The sequence below is a fragment of the Pseudomonas sp. GM102 genome, from assembly GCF_000282555.1.
Lineage (GTDB): Bacteria > Pseudomonadota > Gammaproteobacteria > Pseudomonadales > Pseudomonadaceae > Aquipseudomonas.
The window spans coordinates 20,966-36,016 of record NZ_AKJB01000076.1; the positions used below are offsets into that span (position 1 = coordinate 20,966).

The window sequence follows — 15,051 nt, forward strand, 5'->3', positions numbered from 1 at the left end:
ACTGTGCGAGCCTGCTCGCGATAGCTATCTGATGGTCACCACCACTGCGCGCGATGGGAACCCAATTCCCCGGCTGGCAGCACCCACTGTAGGGGTGTCCCGGTGATTTTCAGCGGAACCTTCAACCGATGGGCCGGCCCCCAAGGCGTCTGTTCAACCAACATCCCTTGATCGCTTTGATCCTCCGCCCGCAACGCCTCATCGGTCCCCGCGCCATGTTCAATCAGCAACTTGGCGGTCCGCGCCAACGACAACCTGGCCGACCCACCACGTCCTAATAACTTGATCGCCGCAGCCGCCATCAAATACCCGGTGGCGTGATCAAGCGCCTGCACCGGCAGCGGTGTCGGCTGGTTCGCTTTCTTCCACTGCATTCCTGCTTCGGCAATCCCGCTGCTCATCTGTACCAAACTGTCGAACCCTCGACGGTTCTGCCATGGACCGCTCCAGCCGTAGGCGTTGAGGCACACATCAATCAGGCCCGGCGCCAGCTTTTGACGCACGGCGACGCCGTAGCCCAACCTTTCCAGTGCATCGGCGCGGTAACCGTGGAGCAGAATGTCGGCGTCTTTGAGCAGGCTTTCGAACACCGCACGATCAGTCTTGTCGTGCAGATCCAGGCGCGCGCAGCGTTTGCCCAAAGTGACTTCCGGTACCACGCCCGGTTCGATCCAGGTCGGAGGGTCGATGCGCAACACATCGGCGCCGAGACCGGCGAGAAAACGACTGGCGATGGGGCCGGCCAACACACGGGTCAAATCCAGCACCTTGATGCCCGCCAGCGGTTGCGCCACCGAACCCCGCCACGGCTTTGCATTTTCGCCGCTGTCGGCGCTGAACTGAATCAACGGCTCGGCATTCACCGCCACACCTTGGGGATGCGCTTGCCATTGCGCCCAGCTGCGCATTTCGGCCGCGCAACCACCGGCATCAACGACGGCCTGTTCCAGATCGCTTTTCACCCATTGCGCAACTTTGCTCGCCATCGCTGCACGGTCGGCGCAGGCGCCGAGCACACGTTCAGCGGCGGTACGATGATGAGGCGCGTTGGTATGCAGGCGGATCCAGCCGTCCTTGGTCGCGTAGTCGCCGGCGACCGGATCCCACATCGGTGGAACGCTCCAGCCGACGGGGCGGATCGACGTCGCGAACCAGAACGACGCCAGGCGGCGGTCGACTTCAAGGGTAGGTAAACGGCCGGTGTGTTGTTGCAGAAATTCACTGACAGCCTGACCGGCAGCGGCAATGCTCGCGCAGGCAAGGTCGGTGACGGCAAACGCCGAGGGCAGGGCACCGCTCGAGGTGAACGGGATTAGGGTGTGCGGCAAGCCGAGTTCGGCTTGAATGTACGTGAGTAAATCAGTCATCGAAGGCCCTCCGGAGCGAGAGCCCGAGCATAGATCAAAAATCTTCCAGGCCGGATTGAAATCCCTGTAGGAGAGAGGCTTGCCCGCGAAGAACGATAATGCGGTCTGTCTGAAAAACCGCAGCGCTCCCTTCGCGGGCAAGCCTCGCTCCTACAGGGGGCGGTGTTGATCCATCAGACCTATCGAGCGTTATTCCGGCCGTGACCAGATCCATAAATTCCCCAGGCCCATGCCCGCGATGGCCAGGTAAATCGGCCAGCCGTGATCAAGCATCACCAGCATCAACCCCGCGCACAGCAGCATGCTGACGGTGGCGCTGACCTTGGCTCGACGAGCGATGATTTTGCCGTTGCGCCAGTTGCACAGGATCGGCCCGAACAGCCGATGGTTTTCCAGCCAGGCACTCAGGCGTGGCGAGCTCTTGGTGGCGGCCCAGGCGGCCAGCAGAATGAACTCGGTGGTCGGCAGGCCGGGGATGACGATGGCAATCAGGCCGATGCCCAAGCTGATGTAGGCCAGCAGGGCGAAGAGGATTCGGGTGAGTTTTGAGGTGGTTGGGTGAGGCATGGGGTTCAAGGTGGATCGCAAGGCTGCAGTTCACACATAACCTGTGGGAGCGGGCTTGCTCGCGAAGGCTGCTTAACATTCAAAATAGCTGCTGAATGTCAGACCGCTTTCGCGAGCAAGCCCGCTCCCACAGGACCGTATTTTCAGGCGAGTTCGGGGGTGGTGGCGTAGGCCTGTTCCAGCAATACGGTAAAGCGGTTGAACGCATCGATTGCGCCTTTCTCCAGCTCGGCTTCTTCCTGCGCGCTGAATGCCAGTCCATCGAGCGTCTTGACGAAGCTTTTCCAGCCTTCAGCGCGGCCACCAGCCGGTTCGGCGAGATGGCGAGCGCCAAAGGTTTCGCTCAACCCCAGGCCTACGGCACGCTTGATCAGGAAAGCTGCACCGAGCTTCGAGCCTTCCGAAACAAACAACCAGCCCAGTGCCTCGGCTTTGGCTGGATTGTTGACTGCACCCGCAACCGGGGCCGGAACTTCAGTGTCCAGATCCGCCAGGTCCGCCTTGGCCGCTTCAGCACGGCAACGGGTCGGCAAGTCCGCAACGATGGCCGTCAGTTGTGCATCGTTGTACAGCGACACCAGTTCTGACTGGAACAAGTACTGCGCGACTACGAAACGCGCAAAGTTGGCCTGGGTTTCGAACGGTGCGTGGGCTTTGACCAACGCATCGAGTTTGCTGTGTGGCTCGTTCGTGATCTGGTTCAAACGTTGCGAACGCAAAGCAGGGCGTTGAGCAGTGTCCTGGGAAGTCATGAGAAGTCCTTGAGAAAAAGAGGCGCTTGGTAACGAGACGAACGGGACGGCGCCGGACAGTAAAAAAATCCCCGCGCCCCTGTGAAAAGAACACGGGGAGGACGCTGGGTCAGATATCCCAGACCAGATTGACCGCGAAGTTGCGACCCGGTTGGGTCAGGCGATCGAGGTTGGCCGGTTGCGTCACCGACGCTTCGCCGACGCTGTCGTAACCGCGCACGTCATCCCACTGCCAGTACTTCTTGTCGGTCAGGTTGTACAGGCCAGCGTTGAGGGTCAGATCGTCGGTCACCTTGTAGAAACCCGCCAGGTCGAGCACGCCATAGCCCGGGGTCTTGAACTGGGTGCTGGTGCCGTCTGGAGTGTTGAAGCTGGTGCTGTCGACCCGGGTCTTGCGTTTGACCAGGGTCCAGCTCAACAGGCCACCGTAGTTGTCCTGGTCATAACCCAGACCGAACACACCGGTCAGCGGGTTGATGCTGTTAAGCGGCTGGCCGCTGTCATCGTTACGACCATACAGATAGGACACCGAGCCTTGGGTATAGAGGCCGCTCGGCGCGCCGAAGCTGTCCAGGTTCAGACGACCCTTGAGCTCCAGGCCCTTGATGGTGGCGTGCTTGATGTTGTTGCTCTGGAATGTGGTCTCGGTGTAGCCAGGGGTGATGGCGTTTTCGTCGATGAAGTCGCGGTACTTGTTGTAGAACACCGCCACATCGAAAGTGCCCGCTTCGAACTGGCCGCGAAGGCCGGTTTCATAGCTCTTGCTCTTTTCCGGTTTCAGGTCGGGATTGGGCTCGACCTGATAGCCGCCGGACAGGTTTTCGAAGCGGCCATACAAGGCTTTGGCGGTCGGCGTACGGAAGCCTTCGGCGTACTGGCCATACCAGGTGTAGTGGTCGTTGAAGCTGTAGGTGGTGCCGAATTTGGGTGACAGTCGATGCCAGGTCTTGGTGTCGTCGCTGACCACGCCGTTACCGCTCTGGTCGGCGGTGACCAGGAACTCATCGGTGATGTGCGGCTTGAGCTGGGTGTAGTCGTAGCGTGCACCGGGCAGGAAGGTCCAGTTGTTCCAGTTGATCTCATCCTGGGCGAACAGGCTGTAGGTGTTGATGGTCGGATCCGGGAAATCGCTGGCCGGGGTCAGGGTGTCGGTGGCGCTGGCGGCACCGATGGTGCGGCAACTGCCGGCGACGGTCAGGCAAGTGCCGCTGCCGGTACGCAGGCCGGTGACTTTGTTCTGTTTGAGGGTGGTGCCATAGGTGACGCGGTGGTCGGTGTCGGCGATGGCGAACGACTTGTCGGCCTGGGCATCGAACACCCATTGGCGATCCTTGTAGGTGGTTTCGCGGGTGCGCAACACCGTACGCGACGGCGCGTAGATTTCTTCGGTGCTCTGGTCGGTCTTGGCGATCTGGTAATTCAGCGTCCACTTGATGTGATCGGCCAAGGCGCTGTCCAGGCCGAAGCTGTGCTCCAGACCGAACCGCTCACGAGTGATGGTGTCGTTGCCGGTACGCGATTTATAGAAACCGAAACCGCGTCCCGCGTTGAACGGGCCGCCCACCGCGCTCAGCTGGTTGGTGTCGCGGTCATCCTTGTAGTGCTCGTAAGTCAGCCCGAAGCGCGAGTCGTCGGCGTAGTTCCAGCCCAGTTTGGCCAGCACGTTGGTGGTGCGCACGTCCTCGGGGTTGGCCCTGGAGCGGTTCAGGCCGGTGCCGCCGGTTTCGCCATAGGACTCTGTTTCATGGCCATTGCGCTGGCTCAGGTGCAGCAGACCGTCGAACTCGCCGGTGCGGCCGGCCACGGTGCCGGAGGTCAGCCAGCTGTCATCGGCCGAGCTGTAGCCAGTCTTCAGGCGCGCGCCGACGTCCTTGCCGGGTTTGATGATGTCGTCCGGGTTCAGGGTGTAGTAGCTGACTGCGCCGCCGATGGCGCTGCTGCCGTATAGCACCGAAGCCGGGCCGCGGAGGATTTCCACACGCTTGACGATTTCCGGGTCGACATAATTGCGGTTGGTCTGGGCATACGGGCCGTTGAAGAAACCGTCGGGCACTTGCACCCCATCGACCTGAGTCAACACACGGTCACCGTCGATGCCGCGGATGTTGTAGCCGGTGAGGCCGCTGCGCTGGCCAGCGCCCCCTACCGAAACGCCGGGCTCGTAACGCACCAGATCCTTGATGCTATTGACGTTGTTGCGGTCCAGCTCTTCGCGGGTATGGACGGTGACGGTGCTCGGCACGCTGGTCACGTCCTGTTCCTGCCGGGTAGCGCTGATGGTCACCTGTTGCAGATTGAGGGCGCCGCTGTTGCTGCGTTTTTCCAGCACGATGTTGTTATTGCCCAGTTTGCGATAGCTCAGGTTGGTCCCCACCAACAGGCGATCCAGGGCTTTTTCCGGCGGCAACGAACCCTGCACTCCCGGCGAGGCCACGCCTTCAGCCAGCTCGGCCGGCAAGCCGACTTGCCAACCGGTGACGGCGGTAAACGCATTGAGCGCCGACACCAGTGGCTGCTGGGCAATCGCGAACGAATAGTCGCCCATGTTGCGGCTCGGTTGCTCGGCGGCGGTGGCGGCCATGAGTGGTGCACTGCCGGCCATCAGGATGGCGGCGGTCAACAGGGACAATACGCGTGAAGGTGAAGAGGACTGGCGGGTAAGGCGAGAGGACATCGATAGCGCTCCGTGTCGCACGAATCTTTATAGGTGCTGATGGGCATCGCGAGATGCGAATCAATTGCATTGGCTATAACGAGACGAACGAGCTTCAGCTATCGAGTAAAAATAATTCTCATTTAGTTCAGGATCACCAGCGCTGGGAATTCCTGAAGCCTGGCAGAGGTGATGTGGGCGAGGGATCGGACCACATCCAGTGGCTGGTCGAGGCGGTAATTACCGGTGACGGCAACATCGGCCAACTGCTCGTTGGTGGTGATGATCCAGCCCGGATAGTAGCGCCGCAGTTCCGCCAGCACCTGGCTCAGCGGGCAGTTCTCGAACACCAGTCGGCCCTGGACCCAGGCCAGATCGGTGGCCGCATCGAGCCTGGCCGGACGGTCGAAACCGTTGGGGCCGATGCGGATACTTTCGCCGGCAGAGAGCCGCACGCGCGCGTCGTTACGCGTAGCGCGCAAATCGACATCGCCACGCTGCACCCGAACCTGGGCCACGCCGTCCAGATAGCGCACGGCAAACGCGGTATCGCGCACGCTGGCCTTGACCGGCCCGGCGTCGATCTCCAGCGGCTCGGCGCGATTGGCCGGCACTTCGAAAAACGCCTCGCCCTGATACAAACGGGCCACGCGTTGCTGATCGTTGATGGTGCTGGAAAACGCCGAATTGGTGTTCAGCAGGACTTTCGAGCCGTCCTCCAGTTGCAGGCGCTGGCGTTCACCGATCACGGTCAGATGATCCGCCTGAAGGCGCATAGGCAGATTGCTGAAACTGAACAACCCGAGAATCAGCACTGCTGCCGTGGCCAGCGGTCTCCAGTGCGGACGAAGACGCGACAGGACGGTCACTTTCGGCGGCAGGGCGGCCAGGTTTTGCGCGCATTGCGTAACCTGCGGGCCGTCCCAGATCGCCTGCGCCTTGGCAAACGCCTCGGCATGCAACGGGTCGGCGTCGAGCCAGTCATGGAATTGTCGGGTCTGTTCTTCGCTCGGACTGCCCAACACGATGAGCCAGTCCAGCGCCTGGTCCATTGCGCTGGCGGAGTCCCGCGCCGGGGAGGGCGGAGGGGAGCGATGGGTGTCCGTCACGGTGTTTCCTCGGCAGTGTCTGTGCACGGCTGTTTTTTAGTGAAGCTCGAAGTGGGGCAAGAGTAGCAAAGCCTGGGCGTGAAAATCTGCCGCCTCAGTCGCCGTTTAGCCGCTGCGCGATACCGATGCAGATCGCCATGATCAGCTTCAGCTCCTTTTGCACGGTGCTCAACGACACGCCAAGCTTCTCGGCAATTTCCAGATAACTGTGCCCGTGCAGGCGACTGAGGATGAAAATCTGCTGCTGACGAGGGCTGAGTTCACTGAGGCTCACGTTCAAGCGTTCGAGCAACTGTTCGGCATGGGCGGCATCTTCGGCGCTACTGACGGGTGAGGCGACGCTTTGCACCACGTCCAGCGGGACGTCGTCGAGCATCGTGCGGGACTGGATGCGTCGCGCACGCAAATGGTCCAGCGCCAGGTTGCGGGCGGTCTGGAATACGAAGGGTTCAAGGTGATCGATGGCCCGCTCGCTGAGCGCTCGGGTGACGCGCAGGTAGGTTTCCTGCAAGAGGTCTTCGGCGGTGCTGTGGTTGTTGACCATCCGCTCCAGCGTGCGCAGCAGTGAAACGCGCTGGGCGATGAAGACGTGATTGAAGCGCGATTGACTCACGGGAGGACCTGATCCATTTCGAGCAAATGATAATGCTTATCATCCGCTCGAATGGTCAAGTGCTGATTTGTGACGCTTTACCCACGACCCAGCAGATAGGTCGCGTAATCCGGGATGCGGTGTTCGTGAGCCTGATCCATCAACGGGCTGCTGAGCAGGTAATCGGCGCTGCATTCGTTGCAGGCCACCGGGATGTTCCATACCGCCGCGACCCGCAGCAGGGCCTTGATGTCCGGGTCGTGGGGTTGCGGTTCGAACGGGTCCCAGAAGAACACCAGCATATCGACCCGCTGCTCGGCGATTCGCGCACCGAGTTGCTGGTCGCCGCCCAGCGGGCCGCTGATCATGCTTTCCACCGGCAGGTCGAGGCGTTGTTGCAACAACAACCCCGTCGTGCCGGTGGCGACCAGTTCATGCTGTGCGAGCTTGTCTTTCTGCCGCTCGGCCCAATCCAGCAAAAATACTTTGCAGTGATCGTGGGCAACCAGGGCGATACGCTTGCGCGCCGCCAGGGTTTTTTGCGTAAAGCTGATACCGATCATCGCTTGCTTCTCCAGACGAGAATGCGCCTGCGACGACGCATTTTTCGGCGTTTCACATACCGGCGTCGACACAGGTGTCGAGCTGTTTATTCTGCGTTGCAGAGCGCCAGGCAGTTATCGAGCATGCGGTTGGAGAAGCCCCATTCGTTGTCGTACCAGGCCAGCACTTTGAGCAGCTTGCCGCTGGACTTGGTGTGGTTGGCGTCGAAGATCGACGACAGCGGGTTGTGGTTGAAGTCGCTGGAAACCAGCGGCAGGGTGTTGTAGCCGAGAATTTTCGAGTGCTGGCTGGCGTGTTTGAGCATCGCGTTGACTTCATCGGCCGACGCTTCGCGCTTGAGCTGCACGGTCAGGTCCACCAGCGACACGTTGATCACTGGAACACGCACCGCCATGCCGGTGAGTTTGCCCGCCAGTTCCGGCAGCACCAGGCCCACTGCTTCAGCGGCGCCGGTCTTGCTCGGGATCATGTTCTGGGTGGCGGAACGGGCGCGGTACGGGTCGGTGTGATAGACGTCGGTCAGGGTCTGGTCGTTGGTGTAGGCATGGATGGTGGTCATCAGACCGCTTTCGATGCCCAGCTCGCGGTGCAGCACTTGGGCCACCGGGGCCAGGCAGTTGGTGGTGCACGAGGCGTTGGAAATGATCTGGTGCGATTGGCGCAGAATGTCGTGGTTAACCCCATAAACCACGGTGGCGTCGGCGCCTTTGGCCGGGGCCGAGATGATCACTTTGCGCGCGCCGGCCGTAATATGCGCGGCGGCTTTGGCACGGTCGGTGAACAGACCGGTGCATTCGAACACGACGTCGACCTTTTCCGCGGCCCAAGGCAGTTCGGCCGGGTTGCGAATGGCGCTGACCGAAATACGGTCGCCGTTGACGGTCAGGCTTTCCTGATCGTGCTGGACATCGGCATCGAATGTGCCGTGAACGGTGTCGTACTTGAGCAGATGAGCATTCATCGAGCTGTCGCCCAGGTCGTTGATCGCTACGATCTGCAGATCCTGACGATAGCCTTGGGTATACAGTGCGCGCAGGACATTACGGCCGATACGGCCAAAACCATTGATTGCGATTCGAAGAGTCATTTACAGCGCCGCCGTCGTTTTGTTGTTGGAATTACAAGATTATTCGCAAAAAAATAGAAAACAAGCCTTTTTAGTGGCAATATTTTGTTTTATCTACAACGAGTGACCTGAATCAACTGGTCCGAATGATCAAGAAAACCGTCTGTCACCCCAATCACAGCGGTGCTTGGTCAGCATAGACAATCAGGTCGCCACATCCGTTAGCCTGGAGTTCTACACATGCATCCCCGCGTCCTTGAGGTCACCGAACGGCTTATCGCCCGCAGCCGCACCACGCGTGAGGCTTACCTTGCATTGATCCGCGGCGCCGCCAGCGACGGCCCGATGCGCGGCAAGCTGCAATGCGCCAACTTCGCCCATGGCGTAGCCGGGTGTGGCAGCGACGACAAGCACAGCCTGCGGATGATGAACTCCGCCAACATCGCTATTGTTTCGTCATATAACGACATGCTCTCGGCGCACCAGCCGTACGAAGTCTTCCCGGAACAGATCAAAAAAGCCCTGCGCGAAATCGGCTCCGTCGGCCAGTTCGCTGGCGGCACCCCCGCGATGTGCGATGGCGTGACCCAGGGCGAACCGGGCATGGAACTGAGCCTACCGAGCCGCGAAGTGATCGCGTTGTCCACTGCTGTGGCGCTGTCCCACAACATGTTCGACGGCGCGTTGATGCTCGGCATCTGCGACAAGATCGTGCCGGGCCTGATGATGGGCGCGTTGCGTTTCGGTCATCTGCCAACGATCTTCGTGCCGGGCGGGCCGATGGTGTCGGGCATCTCCAACAAGCAGAAAGCCGATGTGCGTCAGCGCTACGCCGAAGGCAAGGCGACGCGCGAAGAGCTGCTGGAATCGGAGATGAAGTCCTATCACAGCCCCGGCACTTGCACCTTCTACGGCACCGCCAACACCAACCAGTTGCTGATGGAAGTTATGGGCCTGCACTTGCCGGGCGCCTCTTTCGTCAACCCGAACACCCCGTTGCGCGATGCCCTGACCCGCGAAGCGGCGCACCAGGTCACCCGCTTGACCAAGCAGAACGGCGACTTCATGCCGATCGGCGAAATCGTCGACGAGCGTTCGCTGGTCAACTCCATCGTGGCCCTGCACGCCACCGGCGGTTCGACCAACCATACCCTGCACATGCCAGCCATCGCCATGGCCGCGGGCATTCAGTTGACCTGGCAGGACATGGCCGACCTCTCCGAGGTGGTGCCGACCCTGAGCCACGTGTACCCGAACGGCAAAGCCGACATCAACCACTTCCAGGCGGCGGGCGGCATGTCGTTCCTGATCCGCGAACTGCTGGAAGCCGGCTTGCTTCACGAAAACGTCAACACGGTGCTGGGCCACGGCCTGAGCCGCTACACCATGGAACCGTTCCTCGAAAACGGCGAGCTGGTCTGGCGCGAAGGCCTGATCGAAAGCCTCGACGAAACCATCCTGCGTCCGGTCGCTCGCGCATTCTCGCCAGAGGGTGGCTTGCGCGTAATGGAAGGCAACCTCGGCCGTGGCGTGATGAAGGTCTCGGCGGTCGCGCTGGAAAACCAGATTGTCGAAGCACCTGCGATGGTGTTCCAGGATCAACAGGACCTGGCCGATGCATTCAAGGCCGGTTTGCTGGAGAAGGATTTTGTCGCGGTGATGCGCTTCCAGGGCCCGCGTTCCAACGGCATGCCGGAGCTGCACAAGATGACGCCGTTCCTCGGCGTGCTGCAGGACCGTGGCTTCAAAGTGGCGTTGGTGACTGACGGGCGTATGTCCGGCGCCTCGGGGAAAATCCCGGCGGCTATCCACGTCAGCCCCGAAGCTTATGTGGGTGGCGCTTTGGCGCGGGTGCAAGAGGGCGATATCATCCGCGTCGATGGCGTCAAAGGCACTCTGGAGCTTAAGGTGGACGCCGAAGAATTCGCAGCGCGCGAACCTGCCAAGGGCCTGTTGGGCAACAACATCGGCAGCGGTCGCGAACTGTTTGGTTTCATGCGCATGGCCTTCAGCTCCGCAGAGCAAGGCGCCAGCGCCTTTACTTCTGCCCTGGAGACGCTTAATTGAAACTGGCTTTGGTCGGTGACATCGGTGGCACCAACGCACGTTTCGCGTTGTGGAAAAACCAGCAGCTGGAATCGATCCAGGTGCTGGCGACGGCAGACCACGCCAGCCCGGAGGAGGCGATTGCGCTCTACCTGAGTGGGCTCGGTCTGGCGCCGGGCTCGATCGGTTCGGTGTGCCTGTCGGTGGCGGGCCCTGTGAGTGGCGATGAATTCAAATTCACCAACAATCACTGGCGACTCAGTCGCAAGGGGTTCTGCAAGACTTTGCAGGTGGATCAACTGCTGCTGGTCAACGATTTCTCGGCGATGGCGCTGGGCATGACCCGCTTGCAGCCCGGTGAATTTCGGGTGGTCTGCGAAGGCACGCCGGAACCGTTGCGGCCGGCGGTGGTGATCGGCCCGGGCACTGGCCTGGGCGTGGGCACCTTGCTCGATCTGGGCGAGGGCCGTTTTGCCCCGCTGCCGGGGGAGGGCGGTCACGTCGACCTGCCGCTGAGCAGTCCGCGTGAAACCCAACTGTGGCAGCACATCTTCAACGAGATCGGCCATGTCAGCGCTGAAACGGCATTGAGTGGCAGTGGTTTGCCACGGGTCTACCGGGCGATCTGCGCGGTGGACGGTCACACGCCTGTGCTCGACACGCCTGAGGCGATCACAAAGGCCGGGCTGGCGGGTGATCCGATTGCCCTGGAAGTGCTCGAGCAGTTCTGCTGCTGGCTGGGTCGCGTGGCTGGTAACAACGTGCTGACCACCGGTGCACGGGGTGGTGTGTACATCGTCGGCGGGGTGATTCCACGGTTTGCCGATTTCTTCATCGAAAGCGGTTTCGCCCGGTGTTTCGCCGACAAGGGCTGCATGAGCGATTACTTCAAAGGCATTCCGGTGTGGCTGGTGACTGCGCCGTATTCTGGGTTGGTGGGTGCGGGTGTGGCGTTGGAGCAATCCATTCCAACCTGAAATGCAATCAAATGTGGGAGCGGGCCTGTGGTGAGGGGGCTTGCCCCCGTTGGGCTGCGCAGCAGCCCCAAAATCTCTGATGCACCAAAGATCTTGTGAGTGCTGCGCACTCAAACGGGGGCAAGCCCCCTCGCCACAGGTCCGCTCCCACAGTTGGTTCTGCGGTGTTTGTAGATTTCGCGCTTAAGGCATAATCCACCCAATTCAAACAACAAGGATGCCGCCCCGTGAGCTCAGTCAACAAGTCGATTTTGTTGGTCGATGACGACCAAGAGATACGCGAGTTGCTGGACACCTACCTGACCCGCGCCGGTTTCCAGGTCCGTACCACGCCCGATGGTGCAGGGTTTCGTCAGGCCTTGAACGAGGCGCCGAGCGATCTGGTGATTCTCGACGTGATGCTGCCGGACGAAGATGGCTTCAGCCTCTGCCGCTGGATCCGCCAGCACCCGCGCCAGGCCCAGGTGCCGATCATCATGCTCACCGCCAGTTCCGACGAGGCCGACCGCGTCATCGGTCTGGAACTGGGCGCCGACGACTACCTCGGCAAACCCTTCAGCCCCCGTGAATTGCAGGCGCGCATCAAAGCCTTGTTGCGCCGCGCACAGTTCGGTCAGGAGCGTTCCGGCAGTGAAGTGCTGGCCTTCGATGACTGGCGGCTGGACATGGTCAGCCATCGGTTGTTCCACATCGACGGCGAGGAAGTGATTCTCTCGGGCGCCGATTTCGCGCTGCTGAAACTGTTCCTCGATCATCCTCAGGAAATCCTCGACCGCGACACCATCGGCAATGCCACCCGTGGCCGTGACCTGATGCCGCTCGATCGCATCGTCGACATGGCGGTCAGCCGTTTGCGGCAGCGCCTGCGCGACACTGAAAAGCCGCCACGGCTGATCCGTACCGTGCGTGGCAGTGGCTACCAACTGGCCGCTAACGTGGTTGCCAGCAATGGTCACTGAGTTCCTGCGCAAGCTCGCCGGGCGGGTGCCGGTACCGCGCTCGCTGCTCGGGCGCATGTTGCTGCTGACCCTGCTGGCGGTGCTGTTCGCACAGGCGTTGTCGAGCGTGATATGGGTGTCGCAATTGCGCGCCACGCAGCTCGAAGGCCTGGTCACCAGTGCCCGCAGCCTGGCCCACTCGATGACGGCCAGCGTCAGTTATTTCCGCTCGTTGCCGGTGGCGTTCAGGCCGCTGGTACTCGATCAGTTACGCAGCATGGGCGGCACCCGGTTCGTGGTGACGCTCAATGACAAACCCTTGGGCATGGAAGTGCTGCCGATCACCCCGCGCAAAGCAGCGGTGCTCAAAGCGGTGGACGAAGTGTTGCGCCAGTCGCTGGGGCAGGACATCGACATCTCGGTGACGTTCGTCAGCCCCGAAGACCTGCGGATTTTCAACGGCGGCCTGAAGCTCGACGAATTGCCGCGCTCCTGGGCGCACTATGCGTTGACCCTGGAACCGGTGAATCCGCCGGTGCTGGTCACGCAAATCCAGATGGCGCCGGGCGAATGGCTGTACATCGCCTCACTGTTGCCCGAGCCCTACACCAGTCTTGAAGAACAAGGCCTGCCGGCGCAACAGGTCTGGTTCATCGTGCTCACCAGCGGTTTCTTGCTGCTGTTCATCGGCCTGCTGGTGCACTGGCAGAGCCGACCGCTCAAGCGATTGGCCCGCGCGGCGCGGGACATGTCCTTGGGCGCCGAAGTCGAACCGGTGGCCGAGGGCGGCGGCAGTGAAGTAGTGGAAGTGGGCCGCGCCTTCAATGCGATGCGCGAGCGCATCAGCCGTTACCTGACCGAACGCAGCCAATTGTTCAGCGCAATTTCACACGATTTGCGCACGCCGATTACCCGGTTGCGACTGCGAGTGGAATTGCTCGAAGACGAAAAGCTGCAAGCCAAGTTCGGCCGTGATCTGGATGAGCTGGAGTTGCTGGTAAAGGGCGCGCTGCAATGCGTGAAAGACACCGACATCCACGAGAACATCGAGCCGGTGGATCTCAATCATGTGCTCGACTGCCTGGTGGAACCGTATCTGGCGCCCAACGGCAATGGTCGCGTGACTCAGCATGGCCGGGCGCTGGCGCCGTATTCCGGTAAGCCATTGGCGCTCAAGCGTTGCATCGGCAACCTGATCGACAACGCCTTGAAATATGGGCAGAACGCGCATCTGCACATCGATGACGACGAGAGCGCGTTTGTCCTGCATGTAGACGATGAAGGGCCGGGCGTGCCGGAGCAGCGGCTGGAACAGGTGTTCGAGCCGCACTTTCGCTTGGCCGGGCAGCAGCAGGGTTATGGCTTGGGGCTGGGGATTGCGCGCAACATTGCCCATAGCCATGGCGGTGAAGTCAGCCTGCAAAACCTGCGTGAAGGCGGGTTGCGGGTGACGTTGCAGTTGCCGCGCTCGGTGGATTGACACCGCCTCTGTGGCGAGGGAGCTTGCTCCCGCTGGGGCGCGGAGCGGCCCCCCTTATCCCTGAAAAGAATGGGACTGCTGCGCAGTCCAACGGGAGCAAGCTCCCTCGCCAACACATCACTCACCTCAAAATCAGGGGAAATGTCACAACCCGGTGACATAACTCACCTCCTTCGTTACCTGCCCGTCACCGCCCGTTGTTTAGACTGCCCCCAGTCATAACAACAAAAAAGGTCTTCCCATGGACACCTTCCAACCTGCCTTCAGCAGTTGGCTGAACGCACCTGCCCATCAGCAATGGCTCGCCGCCGAAGGCCTGCGCCTGCTGGCATTCGCCAAGGCTGCAAAGCTTGCCGAAGGCTTCGGCAATCTCGATGAAAAGGGTCTCCTGGCGGCCAACGCGCAAGCTGAAACCATGAACACCGCGCGTATGACCCACAGCTTCGCCATGGCCCACATCCAGGGCCTGCCGGGTTTCGCCGAGCTGGTGGATCACGGCATCCAGGCCCTCAGCGGGCCGCTGCGTGATGCCGAACACGGTGGCTGGTTCGCCACGCCCGAACACCGCGATGGCAATACCGGCAAAGCCGCTTACCTGCATGCCTTCGTGGCATTGGCCGCGAGTTCTGCAGTGGTCGCCCAACGTCCCGGCGCACAAGCGTTGCTCGACGATGCGATCCATATCATCGACACGCATTTCTGGTGCGAGGAGGAGGGCGCGATGCGCGAATTCTTCAACCGCGACTTCAGTTGCGAAGAAGCCTATCGCGGCGCCAACAGCAACATGCATGCCACCGAAGCCTTCCTCGCCCTGGCCGATGTCACCGCGGACAACCGCTGGCTGATTCGCGCCCAGCGTATCGTTGAGCGCGTCATTCACGATCACGCCGCGGCCAATGACTATCTGGTGGTCGAGCATTTCGACCGCGACTGGCAGGGG

Annotated in this window: 13 protein-coding genes; 5 read left to right on the top strand and 8 right to left on the bottom strand. The window is 61.2% G+C overall.

The annotated features are described in order from the left end of the window. Positions 1–35 precede the first annotated feature (35 nt). The 8 genes from PMI18_RS09680 to gap form a co-directional block, all read right to left on the bottom strand. A complete protein-coding gene (locus tag PMI18_RS09680; RefSeq protein ID WP_007903344.1) occupies positions 36–1,367 on the bottom strand; it encodes a CoA transferase in 1,332 nt (443 codons plus the stop codon). 189 nt (positions 1,368–1,556) lie between these two features. Then, positions 1,557–1,934 (bottom strand): YbaN family protein, encoded by a 378-nt coding sequence (locus PMI18_RS09675; RefSeq protein WP_007903345.1) that lies wholly within the window; start codon positions 1,932–1,934, stop codon positions 1,557–1,559. Between the two features lie 143 nt (positions 1,935–2,077). Further along, positions 2,078–2,686, bottom strand: a complete 609-nt coding sequence (locus tag PMI18_RS09670; RefSeq protein ID WP_007903346.1) for a biliverdin-producing heme oxygenase — start codon at positions 2,684–2,686, stop codon at positions 2,078–2,080. Between the two features lie 109 nt (positions 2,687–2,795). Further along, complete coding sequence (locus PMI18_RS09665) at positions 2,796–5,360, bottom strand: TonB-dependent receptor (RefSeq protein WP_007903347.1); 2,565 nt, start codon at positions 5,358–5,360, stop codon at positions 2,796–2,798. A gap of 122 nt (positions 5,361–5,482) precedes the next feature. Next, on the bottom strand, positions 5,483–6,448 hold the full coding sequence (locus tag PMI18_RS09660; RefSeq protein WP_007903348.1) for a FecR family protein: 966 nt from the start codon (positions 6,446–6,448) through the stop codon (positions 5,483–5,485). Positions 6,449–6,542: 94 nt separating this feature from the next. Further along, entirely contained in the window at positions 6,543–7,061 is a 519-nt protein-coding gene (locus PMI18_RS09655; RefSeq protein WP_007903350.1) for an RNA polymerase sigma factor, read from the bottom strand. Positions 7,062–7,138: 77 nt separating this feature from the next. Further along, positions 7,139–7,603, bottom strand: coding sequence for a methylglyoxal synthase (locus tag PMI18_RS09650; RefSeq protein ID WP_007903352.1), 465 nt, complete (start codon positions 7,601–7,603; stop codon positions 7,139–7,141). A gap of 86 nt (positions 7,604–7,689) precedes the next feature. Then, a complete protein-coding gene (gene gap, locus PMI18_RS09645; RefSeq protein ID WP_007903362.1) occupies positions 7,690–8,691 on the bottom strand; it encodes a type I glyceraldehyde-3-phosphate dehydrogenase in 1,002 nt (333 codons plus the stop codon). Between the two features lie 219 nt (positions 8,692–8,910). On the opposite strand from gap, the gene edd reads away from it, so the two are divergent. The 5 genes from edd to PMI18_RS09620 all read left to right on the top strand — a co-directional run. Next, positions 8,911–10,737 (top strand): phosphogluconate dehydratase, encoded by a 1,827-nt coding sequence (edd, locus tag PMI18_RS09640; RefSeq protein ID WP_007903363.1) that lies wholly within the window; start codon positions 8,911–8,913, stop codon positions 10,735–10,737. Further along, complete coding sequence (locus tag PMI18_RS09635) at positions 10,734–11,693, top strand: glucokinase (RefSeq protein ID WP_007903364.1); 960 nt, start codon at positions 10,734–10,736, stop codon at positions 11,691–11,693. Before edd ends, PMI18_RS09635 begins: the two co-directional genes overlap by 4 nt. A 227-nt stretch (positions 11,694–11,920) precedes the next feature. Continuing rightward, positions 11,921–12,652 carry a response regulator gene (locus PMI18_RS09630; RefSeq protein WP_007903365.1) on the top strand — a complete coding sequence of 244 codons (732 nt, stop codon included), beginning with the start codon at positions 11,921–11,923 and terminating at the stop codon, positions 12,650–12,652. Further along, a complete protein-coding gene (locus tag PMI18_RS09625; protein ID WP_007903366.1) occupies positions 12,642–14,111 on the top strand; it encodes an ATP-binding protein in 1,470 nt (489 codons plus the stop codon). The genes PMI18_RS09630 and PMI18_RS09625 overlap by 11 nt, the downstream gene beginning before the upstream one ends. Before the next feature lie 241 nt (positions 14,112–14,352). Next, positions 14,353–15,051, top strand: a 699-nt coding sequence (locus PMI18_RS09620; protein ID WP_007903367.1) for an AGE family epimerase/isomerase, incomplete at its 3' end; no start/stop codon positions are given.